The following is a 20970-nucleotide window of genomic DNA, read 5'->3' as shown; positions in this document are numbered from 1 at the left end:
AAGGCATGCTAGCCGCTTTCGTGCGTCCGGCCTTATAGTGCGCCACGGCGGCATGCCGCGTGCATGATCCCCCCTGCCTTCGCCAGCCCAATCGCAGGACCAACGCTTGACCAACTTCATCCGACCGCCCATCCAGCGCCCAGCGCCGACCGCTTCGTTGCGAGGCTCGCTCAAGGGTGCACTCGCCCTGCTGGCCCTGGTCCTGCTGGGTCTGTTGTTCTGGCAGCTGTTCTCGCAGTTTCGCCACACACAGGCCGACCTGCGCGAGCAGAGCGTGGCGACGAGTGCGGAACTGGCCGACCACCTGAGCCTGAACATGGCGCTCAAGGCCCAGCAGGCGATGAACCTGGTCCAGCCCTACGTCAAGGCACCGTCGCCGACTGCGCTGCCGGCGTTGCTGCAGACCCTGCGCGGGCGCCTGCCGGCACTGCGCGAACTGGCCTGGCTGGACAGCAACGGGCAGATTCGCGCCGACAGCCTGCAAGACAGCCCCGACCGTCAAGCGATCGACGCGCTGCTGCGCCTGAACCAGGGCAATGCCTACTTCTACGGCAACTCGACCGACAATCGGCTGATCTACCTGCTGCTGCGTCAATCCGCCGAACAGGATCGCGGCTACTGGCTGCTGCGCCTGTCGGCGGACTACTACCAGGAACTGACCCGCAAGCTCAACGCCCCGATCCACCCCTTGTGGCTGCTGGAAAACAGCCGTGACGGCGCGGTGATCGACCGCAGCGGTGTCGCCCACAGCGACCCGCTGGCGCTGCACAGTGTGCTGCTGGCCTTCATCGACAACAGCAATTGGCAAGTCCGCGGCCTGTACGACCCGGCCCTGGCCCGCGAGAAACTGCTCCCGGCCCTGCTGGGCAAGAGCCTGCTGGTGCTGTTCTGCGCCTTGTTGCCAGGCCTGGCGCTGATCAACATGCGCCGTCGCCAGCGCGCCCTGCAGGAAGACCGCCGCCGCTACCAGGATATCTTCGACAGCACCGGGGTGGCCCTGTGCGTGCTCGACCTGTCGAGCCTGCCCGGCCAGCTCGACCGCTATCACCTGCGCAACCTGGCTGCGCTCAAGCAGAGCCTGGCACTGGAGCCGAACCTGCGCCGCACCCTGCTGCAGGAACTGAAGATCACCGAAATCAACCAGGTGGCCCGCCAACTGCTCAACGTGACGAGCAACGAGGGCGCCTGGCAGCGGCTGATCGAGGGCAGCGGAGATGGCCGTGAAAGCATCGGCATGCAACTGCTCGATGCGCTGATCGAGCAGCGTCCGCAGTTCGAGCTGGAGGTGCGCCTGCCGGCCCCGCTCGGAGGCGAGCTGCACCTGTGGCTGATGGCCCGCCTGCCCCAGCAGCGCCGCGACTACCAGGCAGTGATCCTGAGCATCAGTGACATCACCAGCCGCAAGCAGGTCGAGCTGTCGCTGCTCGAGCGGGAAAGCTTCTGGTCGGACGTGGTGCGCACGGTGCCCGACCAGCTCTACGTCCAGGACGTGCACAACCGGCGCATGATCTTCAGCAACCGCCACCTGGGCCAGACACTGGGCTACGACCGCTCGGAACTGGCGCAGATGGGCGATCACTTCTGGGAACTGCTGCTGCACCCGGAAGACGCCGAGCACTACCGCAGCTTGCGCCAGCAGCAGCGCGACAGCGGCCACAGCCAGTCGCTGCACTGCCAGCTGCGCTTCCGCCACCGCGACGGCGGCTGGCGCTGCTACGACATCCGCGAGCAGGTCCTGGCGCGCGACAGCGAGGGCCAGGTCACGCGGATCATCGGCGTGGGCAAGGATGTCACGGTGCAGATCGAGGCCAGCCAGTCGCTGCGCGACAGCGAACAGCGCTACCGGATGCTCGCCGAAAGCATCAGCGACGTGATCTTCTCCACCGACAACCAGCTGCAGCTCAACTACGTCAGCCCTTCGGTACAGACCGTGCTGGGCTACCCGGTGGATTACATCTTCAAGCACGGCTGGCCCTCGGTGATCGCCAACCCGTCCCAGCTCAGCGGCATCCAGGCATTGATGGAGCGCGTCAGCCAGGCCCTGGGCGACAGCGAACAACTGCACCGCCTGCGCAGCCAACTGCCGACCCAGGTGTTCCTGTTCGACTGCCTGCGCGCAGACGGGCGCAAGATCCCCATCGAACTGCGCCTGGTACTGGTGTGGGACGACCACGAGCGCTTCGAGGGCGTGCTTGGCGTGGGCCGCGACATCAGCCAGCAACGCCGCGCCGAAAAAGACCTGCGCATGGCGGCGACGGTGTTCGAGCACTCGACCTCGGCGATCCTCATCACCGACCCGGCCGGGTATATCGTCCAGGTCAACGAAGCCTTCAGCCGCGTCAGCGGCTACGCGCCCGACGAAGTGCTCGACCAGCGCCCGAACATGCTCACCGTCGAGGGCCAGCAGGACGCGCACCTGGGCTACGTGCTCAAGCAACTGAACCAGCGCGGTACCTGGGAGGGCGAAGTGTGGCTCAGGCGCCGCAGCGGCGAGCACTATCCGGCCTGGGTCGGCATCACCGCGGTACTCGACGACGAGCGCGACCTGGCCAGCTACGTGTGCTTCTTCACCGACATCAGCGAGCGCAAGGCCAGCGAGCAGCGCATCCACCGCCTGGCCTACTACGACGCCCTCACCCACCTGCCCAACCGCACGCTGTTCCAGGACCGCCTGCACACCGCCTTGCAGCAGGCCGAGCGGCACAAGTCGTGGGTGGTGCTGATGTTCCTCGACCTGGACCGCTTCAAGCCGATCAACGACTCCCTCGGCCATGCCGCTGGCGACCGCATGCTCAAGGACATGGCCGAGCGCCTGCTGGCCTGCGTCGATGAAGACGACACCGTGGCGCGCATGGGCGGCGACGAATTCACCCTGCTGCTGCAGTCGCGCACCAGCCGCGAGATGGCACTGAACCGCGCCATTCACGTGGCCGAGAACATCCTGGCCAGCCTGGTGCGGCCGTTCGTGCTGGAAAACCGCGAGTTCTTCGTCACCGCCAGCATCGGCATCGCCCTCAGCCCCCAGGACGGCAACGAGCTGAGCCAGCTGATGAAGAACGCCGACACCGCGATGTACCACGCCAAGGAGCGCGGCAAGAACAACTTCCAGTTCTACCAGGCCGACATGAACGCCAGCGCCCTGGAGCGCCTGGAGCTGGAAAGCGACCTGCGTCATGCCCTGGAGCAGAACGAATTCATCCTGTACTACCAGCCGCAGTTCAGCGGCGACGGCAAGCGCCTGACCGGCGCCGAGGCCCTGCTGCGCTGGCGCCATCCACGTCGCGGCCTGGTGCCGCCGGGCGACTTCATCCCGGTGATCGAGGAGCTTGGGCTGGTGGTCGATGTCGGCGACTGGGTGTTGCGCGAGGCCAGTCGCCAGCTCAGGGCCTGGCACAAGGCCAAGGTGCGGGTGCCGAAGGTGTCGGTGAACATCTCGGCGCGGCAGTTCTCCGACGGCCAGCTGGGCACGCGGATCGCCACCATCCTGGAGGAGACCCGCCTGCCACCGGCATGCCTGGAGCTGGAACTGACCGAAAGCATCCTGATGCGCGAGGTCAACGAGGCGATGCAGATCCTCGACAGCCTGAAGAACCTGGGCCTGAGCATCGCGGTCGATGATTTCGGCACCGGCTACTCGTCGCTCAACTACCTCAAGCAGTTCCCGATCGATGTGCTGAAGATCGACCGCACCTTCGTCGACGGCCTGCCAGAGGGCGAGCAGGATGCGCAGATCGCCCGGGCGATCATCGCCATGGCCCACAGCCTCAACCTGGCGGTGATCGCCGAAGGCGTGGAGACCCACGAGCAGCTCGAGTTCCTGCGCGAGCACGGCTGCGACGAAGTGCAGGGCTACCTGTTCGGCCGGCCCATGCCGGCGAACCAGTTCGAGGCGCAGTTCAGCAACGAAACCTTGTTCATGTTCCAGTGATCGTGCTGCGACGCCGTCCCTGGACTGCCCCCCAAGGGTTGGATTTGTGTCCAACTTCTTGGGGGCAGTCCATCCCTGTGGGAGCGGGCTGGCCTCTAGATTTTGAGCAAGACAGTTGCTCCCACAGGGTGGACTGCCCTCAAGAAGTTGGGCACCAATCCAGCCTCCACCCGGCGTCGAGAAAACGGACCTCAGGGTCAACTAGCGCCCCATCTCAGCCCAGTCAACACGCGGGTTGCAACATGAGGCCCACTGGTCCGCGACTTGATGCCACTTCATATGCCAGGCCCGACCCAATCGGTTAGAATGCCATCCCAATTCAGCCCCGATCCTTGAGGACCGCCATGTTCAGCCGTGATTTGACCATTGCCAAGTACGACGCCGAGCTCTTCGAAGCCATGCAGCAAGAAGCCCTGCGCCAGGAAGAGCATATCGAGCTGATCGCTTCGGAAAACTACACCAGCCCAGCGGTCATGGAAGCCCAGGGTTCGGTTCTGACCAACAAGTACGCCGAAGGCTACCCGGGCAAGCGCTACTACGGCGGTTGCGAGTACGTCGACGTCGTCGAGCAGCTGGCCATCGACCGCGCCAAGGAACTGTTCGGCGCCGACTACGCCAACGTCCAGCCGCACGCCGGTTCCCAGGCCAACGCCGCCGTCTACCTGGCGCTGCTGTCGGCCGGTGACACCATCCTGGGCATGAGCCTGGCCCACGGCGGTCACCTGACCCACGGCGCCAGCGTCAGCTCCTCGGGCAAGCTGTACAACGCCATCCAGTACGGCATCGACGGCAACGGCCTGATCGACTACGACGAAGTCGAGCGCCTGGCGGTCGAGCACAAGCCGAAGATGATCGTCGCCGGCTTCTCCGCCTACTCGCAGGTCCTGGACTTTGCCCGCTTCCGCGAAATCGCCGACAAGGTCGGTGCCTACCTGTTCGTCGACATGGCCCACGTCGCTGGCCTGGTCGCCGCTGGCGTCTACCCCAACCCGGTTCCATTCGCCGACGTGGTCACCACAACCACCCACAAGACCCTGCGTGGTCCACGTGGCGGCCTGATCCTGGCCCGTGCCAACGCCGACATCGAGAAGAAGCTCAACTCCGCCGTCTTCCCAGGCGCCCAGGGTGGCCCGCTGGAGCACGTCATCGCCGCCAAGGCGATCTGCTTCAAGGAAGCACTGCAGCCTGAGTTCAAGACCTACCAGCAGCAAGTGGTGAAGAACGCCCAGGCCATGGCCGGCGTATTCATCGAGCGTGGTTTCGACGTCGTTTCCGGCGGCACCGAGAACCACCTGTTCCTGCTGTCGCTGATCAAGCAGGAAATCTCCGGCAAGGACGCTGACGCCGCGCTGGGCAAAGCCTTCATCACCGTCAACAAGAACTCGGTGCCGAACGACCCGCGCTCGCCGTTCGTCACCTCGGGCCTGCGTTTCGGCACCCCTGCCGTGACCACCCGCGGTTTCAAGGAAGCGGAGTGCCGCGAGCTGGCCGGCTGGATCTGCGACATCCTCGCCGACCTGAACAACGAAGCGGTGATCGACGCCGTTCGCGAGAAGGTCAAGGCCATCTGCAAGAAGCTGCCGGTGTACGGCAACTGATTGGCAGACGCCTGATGTGAAGAAGCCCGGCCGTGTGCCGGGCTTTTTCATGCCTGTCCGGAATCCGTTCCGCCTGCCGGGTGCAGGCGTCGGCCCCTAACCTGCAGCTCTCAATCAAGGAGAGCAGCGCATGTCGAAACAGCATTCATTCATCGCCACCCTGTCGGCCGATGGTCATGAGATCAATTGCCTGGGCCTGTCCACTGAAGGACAGGTCATCCTGGAGGTGCCTGGTGGCGCTCCAGGCAAGACCGTCAAAGGTCACAAGGCCTTGGGGTTTCTGCACGGTACTGACGAAGACTTCGCTCAAGGTCAGGAGATGGGCACGATCAGCTTCAGCAAAGCCAGGCACTCACAACCTCTGCACCTGTACTTCCGCTACAGCGACAAGGGCTACAGGCTCTACGTTCGCGGTGGCACCTATTACGGAAAGGGTGTTTTCCTCAGTCCCGCAGGGCTGCTGGAGCTGCAGCAGATAGGGAGCGTCGATCCCACCTTCTGGACAATCTGCAAGCCCCAGAGCCATGCCTTGCTCAACATCACCCAGGATGATCAGGACCAGCTCGATGTCACGCTGAGCAATGCAGGCGGTCACCCTGTCTACAACCAGGGAATCTGGCCGGTAGGGGGTTACCTGGCCTCTGTTCCGGGTGCCAGCCACCATACCTACCAGCTCAACATCCTGCAGCGCGGGGTTGATTGGGCGAGCGCCGGATAACCCTGGGGCTCAGGCGGTTGCAGGTGCCTGCAGGACCTGCAACCGAACTAGTGGCCCAACTCGGCAAAACCCTGGCGAATCGCCTCTTGCGGCAGTTCATCGCCAATGAACACCATCACGCTCTCGCGCGTCTCGTCCTCCTTCCACTCGGCATCCCAGTCGAAGCCATACAGCTTGAGCACGCCCTGGAACACCAGACGGCGGTCCTCTCCGGCAATGTTCAGCACCCCCTTGTAGCGCAGCAGCTGTTTGCCGTGGTCCTCCAGAAGCCGGTTCATGAAGTCACTGAGACGATCGATGTCCAGTGCAGCTTCGGTGCGCAGCACCAGCGTGGCGATACGGTCCGGGGTGGCGGGCTTGAGCACCGGACGCAGGGTCGGTTTCAGGCTCAGGCCCAAGTCCGGGTTGAGGTTGAAGCCGCGCACATCGAGCAGCTCGGCCAGATCGATGCGGCCATGCTCGACCACGCGAATCTGCGCGCGGCCATTGATGCGCGCAAGACGCTCACGCAGCGCCTCGACCACTTGCGGTTCGACCAGGTCGGTCTTGCTCAGCAGCAGCCGGTCGGCGAAACCGACCTGGGCCTGGGCGATGGCCTGGGTCAGGTGGAATTCGGCATGCTTGGCATCCACCAGGGTGATGACACCGTCGAGCAGGTAGCGCTCACGCAGTTCCTCGTCGATGAAGAAGGTCTGCGCCACCGGCGCCGGATCGGCCAGCCCGGTGCATTCGATCACCAGGCGGTCGAAGGCGATTTCGCCGGCGTCCAGGCGTTCGAGCAGCAGGTACAGGGCACGGGTGAGGTCACCATGGATGCTGCAGCAGACGCAGCCGTTGGCCAGGGTCATGACCTGCACCGGCTCATCGCCCAGCAACTGGCTGTCGATGCCGGCATCGCTGAACTCGTTCTCGATCACGGCGATCTTCAGGCCGTGCTCGGCCTTGAGCATGTGCTTGAGCAGGGTGGTCTTGCCGGCACCGAGAAAGCCGGTGAGCACGGTGACGGGAATCGGGGTGTGCACGCGTTTGCCTCCATTGAAGCCGAAAATGACTGTGGGAGCCCGATTGCGCGGGCTCCCACAGGTTCAGGCAGGGTACAGGTTCAACAGCACTTGGGGCCGGCCTTGCCACCGTAACGGGCTTCCTGGCGCTCCTTGAAGAAGTCCTCGTAGCTCATTACCGGCTTGTCCGGGTGCTTGTTCTGCATGTGCTCGACATAGTTGTCGTAGTCGGGCATGCCGACCATCAGCCGGGCGGCCTGCCCAAGGTACTTGCCCAGTCGACCCAGGTCGTTGAACATCACTGCAATCCTCTCAAGCGTCAGGCAGGGCCTGGAACGGGGTTTCCTTGTCGCTGCGCTCCTTGCGACCCAAGGCGGCGATGCCGACCTTGATGGCGAAGAACAGTACGCTGAACACCACCACCAGGAACAGCACGGTGAGCCCCGCGTTGGTGTAGGCGTTGAAGATCACGTGCTGCATCTGCCCGATATCCTTGGCCGGAGCCAGGACCTGGCCGGCGTCCAGCGCGGCGCTGTACTTCTTGGCCAGGGCCAGGAAACCGACCGCCGGGTTCGGGTCGAACAGCTTGATCAGGCCCGCGGTGGTGGTGCAGATCAGCAGCCACAGCGCCGGCAGCAGGGTGACCCAGATATAGCGCTCGCGCTTCATCTTGATCAATACCACGGTGCCGAGCATCAGCGCGATACCGGCCAGCATCTGGTTGGAGATACCGAACAGCGGCCACAGGGTGTTGATACCGCCCAGCGGATCGATCACGCCCTGGTACAGCAGGTAGCCCCACAGGGCTACGCAGCCGGCGGTACCGATCAGGTTGGCCGTCCACGATTCGGTGCGCTTGAGCGCCGGCACGAAGCTGCCCAGCAGGTCCTGCAGCATGAAGCGTCCGGCACGCGTCCCCGCGTCGACTGCGGTGAGGATGAACAGCGCCTCGAACAGGATCGCGAAGTGGTACCAGAACGCCATGGTGTTCTCACCCGGCAGTACCTGGTGGAGGATCTGCGCGATGCCCACCGCCAGCGTCGGAGCGCCACCGGCCCGGGCGAGGATGGTGTGCTCGCCGATGTCACGGGCCGTGGCCTCGAGCTGCTCGGGGGTGATGGTGAAGCCCCAGCTGCTGACGGTCTGCGCCACTGTCACCACATCGCCACCGACCACAGCGGCCGGGCTGTTCATGGCGAAGTACACGCCTGGCTCGATGACCGAGGCGGCGACCATGGCCATGATGGCGACGAACGACTCCATCAGCATGCCGCCGTAGCCGATGTAGCGGGCGTTGGTTTCGTTGTCCAGCAGCTTGGGCGTGGTCCCCGAGCTGATCAGGGCATGGAAGCCGGACACCGCGCCGCAGGCAATGGTGATGAACAGGAACGGGAACAAGGTGCCCTTCCACACCGGGCCAGTACCGTCGGTGAACTGGGTCAGGGCCGGCATCTTCAGCTCCGGCGCGATGATCAGGATGCCGATGGCCAGGCCGATGATGGTGCCGATCTTGAGGAAGGTCGACAGGTAGTCACGCGGTGCCAGTACCAGCCACACCGGCAGCACGGCGGCGACGAAGCCATAGCCGACCAGCATCCAGGTGATCTGCACGCCGGTGAAGGTGAATGCCGGCCCCCATACCGGATCCGCCGCGATCACACCGCCCAGCCAGATCGAGGCCAGCAGCAGCACCACGCCGATCAGCGAGATTTCGCCGATGCGGCCCGGACGGATGAAGCGCATGTAGATGCCCATGAACATGGCGATCGGAATGGTCGCCATCACCGTGAACATGCCCCATGGGCTCTCGGCCAGGGCCTTGACCACGATCAGCGCCAGCACCGCGAGGATGATGATCATGATCAGGAAGCAGCCGAACAGGGCGATGGTGCCCGGGATGCGGCCCATTTCCTCGCGCACCATGTCGCCCAGCGAGCGGCCGTTGCGGCGGGTGGACAGGAACAGCACCATGAAGTCCTGCACGGCGCCTGCCAGGACCACGCCGGCGATCAGCCAGAGCGTACCGGGCAGGTAGCCCATCTGCGCAGCGAGTACCGGGCCGACCAGCGGGCCAGCACCGGCGATGGCGGCAAAGTGGTGACCGAAAAGAATGTGCTTGTTGGTCGGGACGTAGTCCAGGCCATCGTTGTTGAGTACTGCCGGGGTGGCACGGCGTGGATCGAGTTGCATCACCTTGGTGGCGATGAACAAACCGTAGTAGCGGTAGGCGACCAGGTAGATGGCCACTGCCGCAACGACGATCCACAAGGCGTTGATGGCTTCACCGCGACGCAGGGCGACCACACCCAGCGCGCAGGCTCCCAGGACTGCCAGCGCCAGCCACGGAATGTGACGTAGCAGGCTGTTATTGTTATTCATGGCATGCTTCCAGCTAAGTGGTTGGAATGGACAGCGTCTTGAGTCTAGGACCTGGCTGCCCGCTTTACCATATTCAATTGCGCCCTCTGCTGGTGGGTGGACGGCGCGTTAGAGCGGCGCAGGTGGCTACCTGGCATTTCTGTCAGTTGCGCATGCCCGACACAACGCCCGAACATGCCGTCACCCCCAACGACGCAAGGACGGCGTTATGAATCATCGAGCCACTCTCGTGCGAATCGGCTTGCTGGTCTTGCTGATCGCCGCAGGCCTGGGTGCGCTGCTGGCGCGCAAGACCCCGCTGGTCACACCCCGGCTCCAGCCCCAGCCTCAGACGACGAACACGCCACAGCATGGCGCCATGGAGATGCCCATCGCCCGTCAGTTCATGTGCTACAGGGCCGGGGGATACTACTGGCCCTATGATGGAAGCGGGATCAGTGATGCCGGCTGCCGGGCGGCGTACCAGCACGTCTACGGCAAGTTCCAGGACGATGCCCAGCAGGCTGCCTACCAGTTCGAGCAATGGCACGAGGTCTCGGCCAATGTGCTGGACTACAACAACCCTGACGCGGTGAAGGCGGCCATCCCCGATGGCACGCTGTGCTCGGCTGGCAACGTGGTGGATAGCCAGGCGATTCCCGGAGTGCGCCAGCGTATCAGCGAATTCGTCAATGAACTGCACGGTCGCAACGTGGGCATTTCGGTAAGGGTCAACGACAAGAGTGGGCTGGACAGGCCCGCCCCCTGGCCGACCCAGACATTGACAAAGAACCGTGAAAACAAGATCACCATGATCTACAGGGTCGCCGTACCTCATTCGCCGTCGTTCTGGGAAATCTACATTTCCCGGCCCGGCTACGACCCGACGCGCGAGCCGCTGACCTGGGCCGACCTGGAAGCGCCGCAGCGCCTGGAAGAGGTGCCTGCGGTGGACGGCAAGTACGAGTTGCAGGTCGATCTCGGCCAGCACAGCGGACGCCGACTCATCTACAGCCGCTGGCAACGTGTGGATCCGGCCGGTGAAGGCTTCTACAACTGCAGCGACGTGAACATCGTCGCGGGGCCCTGACGCTCATCGGTCGAGTCGCGCGAACCTGCGCCATGGCTGGTCTATAGTCATTGCAAATGACGAGGGCCCGCCATGACCGACACCCCAAATGAACGCCGGCGCTTCCAGCGCATCGATTTCGACGCCCCCACCGAACTGCGCCAGGGTAAACAACGCTGGTCGGTGAAACTGCTCGACCTCTCTCTCAAGGGCTTGCTGGTCGAACGCCCGCAGCCGTGGGAGGCCGACCTGACCCAGGATTTCGATGCGACCATTCATCTGGATGCGGACACCCACGTCAGCATGCAGGTGGAGTTGCGCCACGAAGAACCCGACCGCCTGGGTTTCATCTGCCTCTATATAGATGTCGATTCAATGAGCCACCTGCACCGTCTTGTGGAACTGAACCTGGCCGACAGCACCGAAATGATGCGCGAGCTGCGGCAATTGATCGAAGATTGAAATCTTTTAGCCTGCTAACAAAATCTCTCCCCAGCATTTCCTGCCCATTCAGACAGCTTTTCACGGGCTGATCACCTTTTTGTACACACCCCTCTAGCACCGCCTCTGTCGACCTGGAACGGTACCTGCATTGAGTTCAGGACCACCGCCATGCCGCCTGTGCAGCTGCCCAGATCAAAATATTGTATACAATTTATCTGGCAATACTTTGTAAGAGCTGTCTACAGTATCGGCACAACAATAAACAGAGAGCCTGCTCCAATGACCACGTCCACCAGCACGTCTCCCGCCAAGCGCCCCGAGGACGAAAACCTCGGGCTTGGTGCCAACCTGGCTTACGGCCTGCAGCATGTCCTGACCATGTACGGAGGGATCGTCGCCGTCCCGCTGATCCTCGGTCAGGCGGCCGGCCTGGCCCCGGCGGAGATCGGCCTGCTGATTGCCGCGTCGCTGTTCGCTGGCGGGCTGGCCACGCTGTTGCAGACCCTGGGCCTGCCGTTCTTCGGCTGCCAGTTGCCACTGGTGCAGGGCGTGTCGTTCGCCGGCGTCGCCACCATGGGCGCGATCCTCGGCAGCCAGAGCGGCGGTGGCATGCCGGCAGTGCTGGGGGCGGTGATGGCCGCGTCGTTGATCGGCTTTCTCATCACCCCGGTGTTCTCGCGCATCACCAAGTTCTTCCCGCCGCTGGTGACCGGCATCGTCATCACCACCATCGGCCTGACCCTGATGCCGGTGGCCGCACGCTGGGTGATGGGCGGCAACAGCGCCTCGCCGGAGTTCGGCAGCATGGCCAACATCGGCCTGGCGGGGCTGACCTTCGCCATCGTCCTGTTGCTGAGCAAGCTGGGCAGCGCCAGCATCTCGCGCCTGTCGATCCTGCTGGCGATGGTCGCCGGTACCCTGATCGCCTGGGCACTGGGCATGACCGACTTCAGCAAGGTCACCGAAGGCCCGGTGTTCGCCTTCCCCACACCCTTCCACTTCGGCATGCCGACCTTCCACATCGCCGCCATCCTGTCGATGTGCATCGTGATCATGGTGACCCTGGTGGAGACCTCGGCCGACATTCTCGCGGTGGGCGAGATCATCGACACCAAGGTCGATTCCAGGCGCCTGGGCGACGGCCTGCGCGCCGACATGGCCTCGAGCATCCTGGCGCCGATCTTCGGTTCGTTCACCCAGAGCGCGTTCGCCCAGAACGTCGGGCTGGTGGCAGTGACCGGGGTGAGGAGCCGCTATGTGGTGGCCACCGGCGGGGTAATTCTGGTGGTGCTTGGCCTGCTGCCGATCATGGGCCGGGTGATCGCCGCGGTACCCACCCCGGTGCTCGGCGGTGCAGGCATCGTGCTGTTCGGTACGGTGGCGGCCAGCGGCATCCGCACCCTGTCGAAGGTGAACTACAAGAACAACGTCAACCTGATCATCGTCGCCGCCTCGCTGGGCTTCGGCATGATCCCGATCGCCGCGCCGAACTTCTACCACCAGTTCCCCAGCTGGTTCGAGACCATCTTCCACTCGGGCATCAGCTCGGCGGCGATCATGGCGATCCTGCTGAACCTGATCTTCAACCACTTCAAGGCCGGCAATTCGGACCAGCAGTCGGTGTTCGCCGCCGGGTACGAGCGCACCATCCAGTATTCGGACATCTCGGTGCTGCGTGACGGGGATTACTTCAAGGACGGCAAGCTGTTCGACGCCGAGGGCCATGAGGTGCCGGTGATGGAAATGGATGAGCACGGTGAACAGGTGCTGCGACGCAAGGCGGTGGCCGAGCACTGACCTGCCGTTCCTGGCAGGCTGTGCACAAACGCCGGACTCGTGGGTTCGGCGCCACGGCAGACCTCAGCCGCGCGCCACGAAGTAGCCGTTGAGCACCTCCACATCCCTGGCATCGAGCACCCCGGCCAGGTAACGCAACTGCACCCAGGCGCGCAGGTACTCATGCCGTGCCTGGGCCAGGTCGCGGCGGGCACCGTAGAGCTGCTGCTCGGCATCGAGCACATCGAGGTTGACCCGCTCGCCGCCCTGCACACTGCGCCGGGTCGCCTCGACCAACGCGGCGGCAGCCTTCACCGCCATGGCGTAGGCGCGGATCTTCGCCGTACCGCTGGCACACAGGTTGAACTGGCGGCGCAGCTGATTGAGCGTGTCGCTGACCTGCGCATCCACCTGGTACTGCAAGCCATCACGCTCGGCACGGGCCTGGCGCACCCGCGCCGACACCCCACCGCCGGCGAACAACGGCACGCTCAACTGGATGCCGACACTGTCGGTGTCGTAGCGCTGGTTGTAGGTGCTCTCCGAGCTGGAACTGGAAATCCCCTTGCTGACATAGGCACTCAGGCTCGGCAGGTGCCCGGCACGTTGACGCTCCACCCCTTGCTCTGCAACGTCCAGCGCATGCCGCTGGCTGGCCAGCTCGGCATTGTGCGCCACGGCCAGGTCACGCCAGGGCTCGAAGCGTGCCGGCAGCAGCGGCTGCACCGAGAACGCCGGCAGCATCGGCGCCAGGTCTTCGGCGCTCATCGGCTCGCCGGTGATCGCCTGCAGGCTGCGCAAGGCCGCGTCGAGGTTGTCGCCTGCCTCGATTTCCTGGGCCTGGGCCAGCTCGTAGCGGGCGCGGGTCTCCAGCAGGTCGGTACGGGTGCCTTCGCCATTCTTGAGCAGCCGCTGGTTGAGCTGCAGTTGCTCGGCATAGGTGCGTCGCTGGGCCTGGGCCAGGGCGATCTGTTCGTCGGCGAACAGCGCCTCGCTGTAGGCGGAGAACACCCGCACCATCAGCTCCTGGCCGCGACCGCGCAAGCGCTCGTCGGCCATCGCCGCCTGCGCTACACCCCGGCGGTAGTCGCTCCAGACCGCGTAGTCGAACAACGGCTGCTGCAGGGTCAGGGTCGAGGTGTAGCTGCGGTAGTCGCGCTGGCTGGTGACGTCCCCGAACTGACTGCGCTGGGTCACCTCCGAGTCGTTGCGCGCACGGTTGTAGCGGTACGAGAGATTCGGCAGCAGTCCGGCACGGCCAATGGCCAGGTTCTCGACACCGGCATCGCGCTCGGCGATGGCCGCGTGCAGGGTCGGGTCGTTGCGCAGGGCCAAGGCGTAGGCATCGCTCAGGTCCAGGGCATGCACCGGCAAAGCCAGGCCCGACAACAGAATGGGCAACAACAGACGCATCGACTCACTCCTCGCTCAGGGCGATATGCACCCGGTCGGCCAGAGGCTTGAACAGGTAGCTGAGCAGTGATCGCTCGCCGCTGCGCACGAACGCCTCCACCGGCATGCCGGGCCGGATATCCAGCCCGGCAAGCTGCCGCGCGCCCTCGTCGCTGACCTTGATGCGCACCTGGTAGTACGGTTGCTGGGTCTTGTCGTCGAGCAGGCGGTCGGCCGACACCAGGCTCACCTCCCCCGCCACCCGTGGCGTGGTGCTCTGGTTGAAGGCGACGAACAGCAACTCCACCGGCAGGCCCGGGCGCAACCGGTCGACCAGTTCCACCGGCGCACGGGCATCGACCAGCAACGGCGCGTCGCTGGGGACGATTTCCATCAGTTGCTGGCCACGGGCGATCACCCCGCCGTTGGTGAACACGCTCAAGCCCACCACGGTACCGGCCACCGGCGCGCGCACCTGGGTGTGGGCCAGCTCGAACTCGGCACTGCGCAGCCGGTTGCCCAGGTCTTCGGCGCTGGCCTGGGATTCGCTCAACTGCTGGCGCACCTCGTTCTGGAATTCCTGGCGGCGCTGGCTGGCGCGCAGCTTCAGCTCCTGGACCTGGCGGCGGGTGCGGCCGATATTGCCGAGGTCTTCGGCGATCGAACCGTTGACCTGGGCCAGAAGGCGCTCGCTGTCGAGCAGGCGGTTGCGCGGGATGTAGCCGTCACGCGCCAGCTCGCGCAGGCCACGCAACTGTTCATCGAGGGCCTCGCGCTGGGCCTGCTTGCTGCTCAGCGAACCCTGCAGGCCGCTGAGCGAGGCCTGGGCTCCGGCGATGCCTTCAGCCAGGCCTGCCAACTCCAGCTCCAGCGCCTGGCCACGGCTGCTGCGCAGTTGCCGCTGAGTCTCGAGCGCCGTCGCCACCCACGGGGTAGCGGCTACATCGAGCAGGTCGACCGGAAAGCTCACGCCCGGCGTGCCATCGCGCTCGGCCAGCAAACGCGCCGCCATGGCCCGGGCATTCACGTACTGCACGCGCAGCGACCCCTGCTGGGCCTGGGCCTGGGTCGGGTCCAGGCTCAGCAGAACCTGCCCCGCCTGCACCTGGTCGCCATCGCGCACCTGCAGTTGGCCGATCACCCCACCCGTGGGGTGCTGCACCGCTTGCCGGCTTCCCGCCACCACCACGTTGCCACTGACCGGCACGCCCTTGTCCAGCGGCGCCAGCGCCGCCCACAGCAGGAAGCCGCCGAAGCCTGCCAGTACCAGCCAGCGCCCGGCCTTCGCCGGGCCTCGGGCATCGTCGCGCAGGACGTGAACCTTGTCCGTCGCAGCGTCAGCGGTGGGGGTAAACAACGGATGCACACTCATGTTCAAGATCTCTGGCCGCCCTGGTTGAAGCTGTAGCTCACGTTGGCGCGCGCGGCCGGGGGCGGCGGCGTGCCGGGGGCTGCTGGCCGGGCGGCGGCCTGCAGCACCCGCGCAGTCGGCCCGAACTGCTGGACCACGCCGCCGTGCAGCACCAGCAGCTTGTCCAGCCCCAGCAGCAGGCTCGACTTGTGGCTGATCATCACCAGCGTGCGCCCCTGCGCCTTGAGTTCGGCGAGCGCCGCCAGCAAGGCACGCTCGCCGGCTTCGTCGAGGTTGGCATTGGGCTCGTCGAGCACCACCAGCGCCGGCAGCCGATACAACGCCCGGGCCAGCCCGATGCGCTGGCGCTGGCCACCGGACAGGCCCGCACCGCCCTCGCCCAGTTGCGTGTCATAGCCTTGCGGCAGTTGCAGGATCAGCTCGTGCACCCCGGCCAGTTGCGCCGCGGCGACCACCTGCGTGGCGTCCACGCTGCCAAGCCGGGCGATGTTGTCGGCAATGCTGCCGGCAAACAGTTGCACGTCCTGGGGCAGGTAGCCGATGTGCTCGCCGAGCGCCTGGCGGTCCCACTGCGCCAGGGCCGCGCCGTCCAGGCAGACCTTGCCCGAGTCCGGGCTCGCAGCCCCCACCAGCAGCCGGGCAAGGGTCGACTTGCCGGAGCCCGAAGCCCCGATCAATCCCAGCGACTCCCCCGCTGCCAGCTCGAAGCCGATGCCGCTCAGGCAAAGGCGCTGCCCACCAGGTGTGCGCGCGTTCAATTGCTCGACCCGCAACTGGCCTTTGGGCGCCGGCAGCGGCATGCCGCTCGCCAGCGGCGGATAGCGGCGCAGCAGCAGGCCCAGGCGCTCGGCGCTCTGGCGCGCCGCGCCCCATTGGCGCCAGACGCCGATCAACTGGTCGATCGGCGCCAGCACCCGCGCCATGAGGATGGAACCGGCGATCATCATCCCCGGGCTGATCAGATGCTCCAGCGCCAGCCACGCCCCCAGCCCCAGCACCAGTGACTGCAAGGCCAGGCGTATGCTCTTGGACACGGCAGTGATTGCCGCACTGCGCTCGCTGCCCAGGTTCTGCCGGGCCAGGAAGCCGTGGTGCAGCAGGCTCCAGCGCTGGCGCACGGCGCCAAGCATGCCCATCGCCGCCACCGCCTCGGCGTTGCCCAGGTTGCCCGACGCCTGCTGCATCGCCTGCTGCGACAGGCGCCCGGCCTCGATGAACTCACCCTGGGTGAGGCGCTCGTTGAGCCAGGCAAGCCCTGCCAGCAGCAAGGCACCGACCACCGCGAGCAGGCCCAGCCACGGGCTGAACAGGAAGATCACCAGCAGGTACAGTGGAAACCATGGGGCATCGAAGAAGGCGAACAGCGCCTGGCCGGTGGCGAACTGACGCAACTGGGTCAGGTCGCCCAAGGCCTGCTGGGCGCTGCCCTTGTGCCCGTCGAGGCTGGCCTGGAAGGCCGCGTCGAACACCCGCGGGTTGAGTTGCAGGTCCATGCGCGTACCCAGGCGGATCACCACCAGGCTGCGCAGCCATTCCAGCACGCCCATGAAGGCGAACAGGCCCAGCACCATCAGGCTGAGCATCAGCAAGGTCATCTCGTTGCCCGACGACAGCACTCGGTCGTAGACCTGCAGCATGTACAGCGCCGGCGCCAGCATCAGCACGTTGGCCACGGCAGTGAACAGGGCGATGTTGCCCAGCCCGCCCCGGCACGACTTGAGGGTCTGCCACAGTTCACCGGCGGCGGCGTTGCGGGGTGTAGTCATCGATGACCTCGAAGGACGAGGCGGCGTCGCCATTGACCCGGCGGCCGCCACCTCGCAGAATTTCGCGGCGCCCTGGCCTGGGCCCGACAAGACACGGGCCAGGGTGCCTGCAACAGGGCCAATGACAGAGCGATCTGCCATTGGCCTTTTTCATGCCAGGCTTCAGGCAGCCAGGGCCAGGTCTTCAGGCAGCGCCTGGACACCGACCGCTTCGGCCGCAGCCACGCTCGAAGCGCCGCCGCCCAGTGCAGCGGCGATGGCATCGAAGGTGCTGTCGGTCGACACGCCGTAGCTGGCCAGCAGGTTGTCCAGCACCCCTTCCAGCGCCGAGGTGTTGCCCTGCATCAGGCCGTAGATCACGCTCTGCACTTCGTTGCCGGCACGGCCGGCGCCCAGGGCGGCATCCAGGTCCAGGCCATTGAAGCTGACCACGTAGTTGCCCAGGTTGAAATCGCTGCCGCTGCCGCCGCCAAGGACTTCGCCCAGGCTGACGTTATCCAGCGAACCCCACAGGTAGTGGTTGAGGTTGTCGCCCGGTGCCTTGGACGGATCGAAGACGTAGTGCAGGCCATTGGCGGTATCGGAGTCGGCGACGAACGCGTAGTCCGAGCCATTGGCGCCATGGGTGGCGTACTGGTCACCGTCGAAGGTGCCGTTGCTGAAGCCGCCGGTGTTGCTGTAGCCATGGCCGGCGGTGACGAAACCTGCGCTCCAGAAGGCCAGGTAGTCGTCGACGGTGGCGCTGCCGAAGGCTGGATCGTAGGTGACGGAAATAGTCATGACGGTTCCTCTGTGCTGCGTGGTTGAAACGAAGGCGTCTTGCCCTCGCGTTGCCCGAAGTGGGCGAACTCAGGTGTCTCAGAAGCGGTATTCGAGCATCCCGCTCAAGGTCCGGCCGCGGGCCAGGGACAGGTTGTTGACGTCGCCCATGGCCACGAAATAGGCCTCGTCGGTGGCGTTCTCCAGCGACAGCGCCAGGTTCAGGCTGGGGGTCATCCAGTAGCTGGCGTAGAGGTCGTAGACCTTGTACTTGGGCCACATGGCCTGGTCGATCTGGCTGTAGCCATGGGTGTCGAGGTTCTTGCCGTTGCCTTCGCTGTAGCGCAGGCGCATGCCGACATCCAGGGTCTTGTCGAGAAAGCGCATGCCCAGGGTCAGCGAGCCACGGTCGGCCGGCATGTAGGAGGCGTTGCCCATGATGTCGCCGCAGCTGACGCGGTTGTTTTCCGTGGCATTGGCCTCGGCGCGCGAGACCCGTACCGGCAGCATGATGATGCGGCTGCCGACCTGGACCGGGCGCAGCACGGTGCCGGCGCTGACCAGTTGCTGGGCGCCGCCCAGGTAGAACTGGTTGGAGCAGAAGTCGTTGCTGCCGATCATGTGGGTGTAGCTGAGCTGGCCGTAGTAGTCGCCGGCGTCATAGTCGAGGCTGTATTCCACGCCGCGAAACTGGGTGGTCTCCAGGTTGTTCTGGTACACCGAGCGGCCCAGGGCGATACCCGAGACGCTGGAGCCGGGCAGGCTGGCGTTGGTGTCGAGGAACGAGAAGTTGTCGATGCGCGTGTCGAAGTAGGCGACCTTGGCGGCCAGGCGGTCGCCACTGCGCAGCAGCGACTCCTTGAAGATGTTCAGCCCCAACTCCCAGTTGTGCGATTCCTCGGGCTTGAGGAAGGGGTTGGGATAGACCATCTCGTTGCCACCGCCGTGCGGGCGGCCGCTCATGTACGCCTCGGTCACCGCCGGCGGCCGCCAGCCACGGCCCCAGCGGGTGTAGACCTGCAGCCAGTCCAGGCCCGGCTTCACGGCGATGCCGAAGGTCGGCGAGAAGCGGCCCTCCTCGCGGTCTTCCTCGAACAGCAGGTCGGTGCGCTGGCGGCGCAGGTTGGTCTCGGTCACGCCCTCGGGGTACATCCAGGTGGTGACCCCGGTCTTACCGGTCAGGCGGTAGCGGTCGTAGCGCAGGCCGGCATCGACCACCAGCCAGTCGTCATGCTCGTAGCTGAGGTTGCCGAACAGGCTGGCCATGACCCGCTTGCCCTTGGGGTTGGCGCCTTGCACGTAGGGCAGCGACTCGGTCTCGTTGGCGGCGGCGACGCGGTTGGTGCTCGGGCGGAAGGTGTCCTGGAACGCCTCGCTGCCATAGTTGAAGGTCAGGCTGTCGGCCTTGAACAACTGCCAGCGCGAGGTGTTCTGCAGCTGCAGGCCCCAGGTGTCGGTCTGGTAGCGGTCGGTGTAGTCCTCGACGCGGTTGCCGCTGTTCTGCGACGCATCGTTGTTGGCGTTCCAGCGGTCCTGACGGGTGGTGACGTAGTACAGCTTGGCCTTGAAATCGATCAGGTCGTTGGGGTTGAAGCTGTAGTCGACGGCCGCGTTCCTGGCATTGATATCGTTGGTGCCGGTGACGCGGTAATAGTAATGGTTGGTCCCGGAATCCTTGACGGTCCAGGCATCCTTGCTGTCGGTGTCGGTCTCGAAGTAGCTGAACTGCAGGCGCTGGTCTTCGGCCAGGTTCAGGCCGAGCTTGAAGATCTGCGAGCGGGTCACGCTGTCCATGGCGCCGACCTCGCCGTTGAGCCAGCTCTTCCAGGCCGTACGGTCCTCAAGCTTGCCGCGCATCTGGGTGCCGAGGTTGCCGGCGTTCTGCGTGCCGCTGCGGTAGTCGCCGAAATGCCGCTCGCTGTGGCCGACGAGGATATCGCCCACTTCGTTGCCCACCGCGAACAGCGCACTGCCGTTGAAGTAGGTGCCGTTGCCCAGCTCGCCGATGCCGTGTCCGGCGCGCAGGCGGCCACCGATTTCCTTGCCGGGGCCGAGCAGGTCGCGGGCGTCGATGGTGTTGAAGCTGGCGATCCCGCCGATGACACCCGCGCCGCCCATGCCGGCGGAGGTGCCCTTGTCGATCTCGACGTTCTGCACGAACTCGGGGTCGATGAACATCACGCCGTTGCGCTGCTGGTGGCCGTTGACGCTGAAGTTCTGGCGCATGCCGTCGATGTTCATGTTGACCCGGCCGTAGTCCTGCACGCCACGGATGTTCACCGACAGCCCGGGGTCGCGCTGGTTGACCGCGGTGTACACGCCAGCGGTCTGCTCGAGCATGTCGGCGGCGTGGCGTGGCGGGCGCTGGTCGATCTGCTGGCGGGTGACGACGCTGACCGAACGTGGGGTCATGTACACCCAGTCGCCGTCACGGGTCGACTCGACGTGGGTGGCGCCCAGCTCCAGCGCCTGGTCGCCCGACTCCACCCGCTCTAGCCCCACCTGACCGGCCGCACTGAAGCGATAGCGCACCGGCGTACCCTGCAGCAGCTGACGCAGGCCGTCCTCGGCGCCATGCGCACCGTGCAGCCCGACGCTGCTGAGCCCGGCCAGCTTGCGGCTGTCGAAGAACACCTGCACACCCGACTGCTCGGCATACGCCAGCACGGCGCTGTCGAGGGCCTGGGCCGGGATGTCGAACTGGATCAGCTGGCGGCTGGCGGAATTGCTCGGCGGCGCGGCGTGCGCCATGCCGATCCCCATCGGCAGGGCACAGGTGCCCAGCAGCA

General features: G+C 65.4%; 14 protein-coding genes. 6 read left to right on the top strand and 8 right to left on the bottom strand.

Going from position 1 to position 20970, the window contains the following annotated elements:
• The first annotated feature begins 106 nt into the window (after positions 1 to 106).
• The 3 genes from AC1TXO_RS03925 to AC1TXO_RS03915 all read left to right on the top strand — a co-directional run bounded on the left by AC1TXO_RS03925 (position 107) and on the right by AC1TXO_RS03915 (position 6244).
• Entirely contained in the window at positions 107 to 3928 is a 3822-nt protein-coding gene (locus tag AC1TXO_RS03925) for an EAL domain-containing protein (RefSeq protein ID WP_486405121.1), read from the top strand.
• A 344-nt stretch (positions 3929 to 4272) separates the two neighbouring features.
• Positions 4273 to 5526 carry a serine hydroxymethyltransferase gene (gene glyA, locus AC1TXO_RS03920; protein WP_486405120.1) on the top strand — a complete coding sequence of 418 codons (1254 nt, stop codon included), beginning with the start codon at positions 4273 to 4275 and terminating at the stop codon, positions 5524 to 5526.
• Positions 5527 to 5656: 130 nt separating this feature from the next.
• On the top strand, positions 5657 to 6244 hold the full coding sequence (locus tag AC1TXO_RS03915; protein ID WP_486405119.1) for a hypothetical protein: 588 nt from the start codon (positions 5657 to 5659) through the stop codon (positions 6242 to 6244).
• Between the two features lie 47 nt (positions 6245 to 6291).
• On the opposite strand, the gene yjiA is transcribed toward AC1TXO_RS03915, so the two are convergent.
• From yjiA to AC1TXO_RS03900, 3 genes are all read right to left on the bottom strand, one after another.
• Positions 6292 to 7266 carry a GTPase gene (gene yjiA / locus AC1TXO_RS03910; protein ID WP_486405118.1) on the bottom strand — a complete coding sequence of 325 codons (975 nt, stop codon included), beginning with the start codon at positions 7264 to 7266 and terminating at the stop codon, positions 6292 to 6294.
• Between the two features lie 80 nt (positions 7267 to 7346).
• Complete coding sequence (locus AC1TXO_RS03905; RefSeq protein WP_486405117.1) at positions 7347 to 7544, bottom strand: YbdD/YjiX family protein; 198 nt, start codon at positions 7542 to 7544, stop codon at positions 7347 to 7349.
• 13 nt (positions 7545 to 7557) lie between these two features.
• Entirely contained in the window at positions 7558 to 9624 is a 2067-nt protein-coding gene (locus AC1TXO_RS03900; protein ID WP_486405116.1) for a carbon starvation CstA family protein, read from the bottom strand.
• Positions 9625 to 9832: 208 nt separating this feature from the next.
• Between AC1TXO_RS03900 and AC1TXO_RS03895 the strand changes: the two genes are divergently transcribed.
• The 3 genes from AC1TXO_RS03895 (at position 9833) to AC1TXO_RS03885 (ending at position 12913) form a co-directional block, all read left to right on the top strand.
• On the top strand, positions 9833 to 10693 hold the full coding sequence (locus tag AC1TXO_RS03895; protein WP_486405115.1) for a lytic polysaccharide monooxygenase: 861 nt from the start codon (positions 9833 to 9835) through the stop codon (positions 10691 to 10693).
• 72 nt (positions 10694 to 10765) lie between these two features.
• Positions 10766 to 11134 carry a PilZ domain-containing protein gene (locus tag AC1TXO_RS03890; protein ID WP_486405114.1) on the top strand — a complete coding sequence of 123 codons (369 nt, stop codon included), beginning with the start codon at positions 10766 to 10768 and terminating at the stop codon, positions 11132 to 11134.
• Between the two features lie 261 nt (positions 11135 to 11395).
• Positions 11396 to 12913, top strand: coding sequence for a nucleobase:cation symporter-2 family protein (locus AC1TXO_RS03885; protein WP_486405113.1), 1518 nt, complete (start codon positions 11396 to 11398; stop codon positions 12911 to 12913).
• A 63-nt stretch (positions 12914 to 12976) separates the two neighbouring features.
• On the opposite strand, the gene AC1TXO_RS03880 is transcribed toward AC1TXO_RS03885, so the two are convergent.
• The 5 genes from AC1TXO_RS03880 to AC1TXO_RS03860 form a co-directional block, all read right to left on the bottom strand.
• Positions 12977 to 14305 carry a TolC family outer membrane protein gene (locus AC1TXO_RS03880; RefSeq protein ID WP_486405112.1) on the bottom strand — a complete coding sequence of 443 codons (1329 nt, stop codon included), beginning with the start codon at positions 14303 to 14305 and terminating at the stop codon, positions 12977 to 12979.
• Between the two features lie 4 nt (positions 14306 to 14309).
• On the bottom strand, positions 14310 to 15656 hold the full coding sequence (locus AC1TXO_RS03875; protein ID WP_486405111.1) for an HlyD family type I secretion periplasmic adaptor subunit: 1347 nt from the start codon (positions 15654 to 15656) through the stop codon (positions 14310 to 14312).
• A 2-nt stretch (positions 15657 to 15658) separates the two neighbouring features.
• Entirely contained in the window at positions 15659 to 17422 is a 1764-nt protein-coding gene (locus AC1TXO_RS03870; RefSeq protein WP_486405110.1) for a type I secretion system permease/ATPase, read from the bottom strand.
• A gap of 162 nt (positions 17423 to 17584) precedes the next feature.
• A complete protein-coding gene (locus tag AC1TXO_RS03865; RefSeq protein WP_486405109.1) occupies positions 17585 to 18202 on the bottom strand; it encodes a heme acquisition protein HasA in 618 nt (205 codons plus the stop codon).
• A gap of 78 nt (positions 18203 to 18280) precedes the next feature.
• A complete protein-coding gene (locus AC1TXO_RS03860; protein WP_486406784.1) occupies positions 18281 to 20944 on the bottom strand; it encodes a TonB-dependent receptor in 2664 nt (887 codons plus the stop codon).
• Positions 20945 to 20970: the final 26 nt, after the last annotated feature.

This window comes from Pseudomonas sp. FA117 (assembly GCF_057370475.1).
This window is presented reverse-complemented; position numbering and strand designations above follow the sequence as displayed.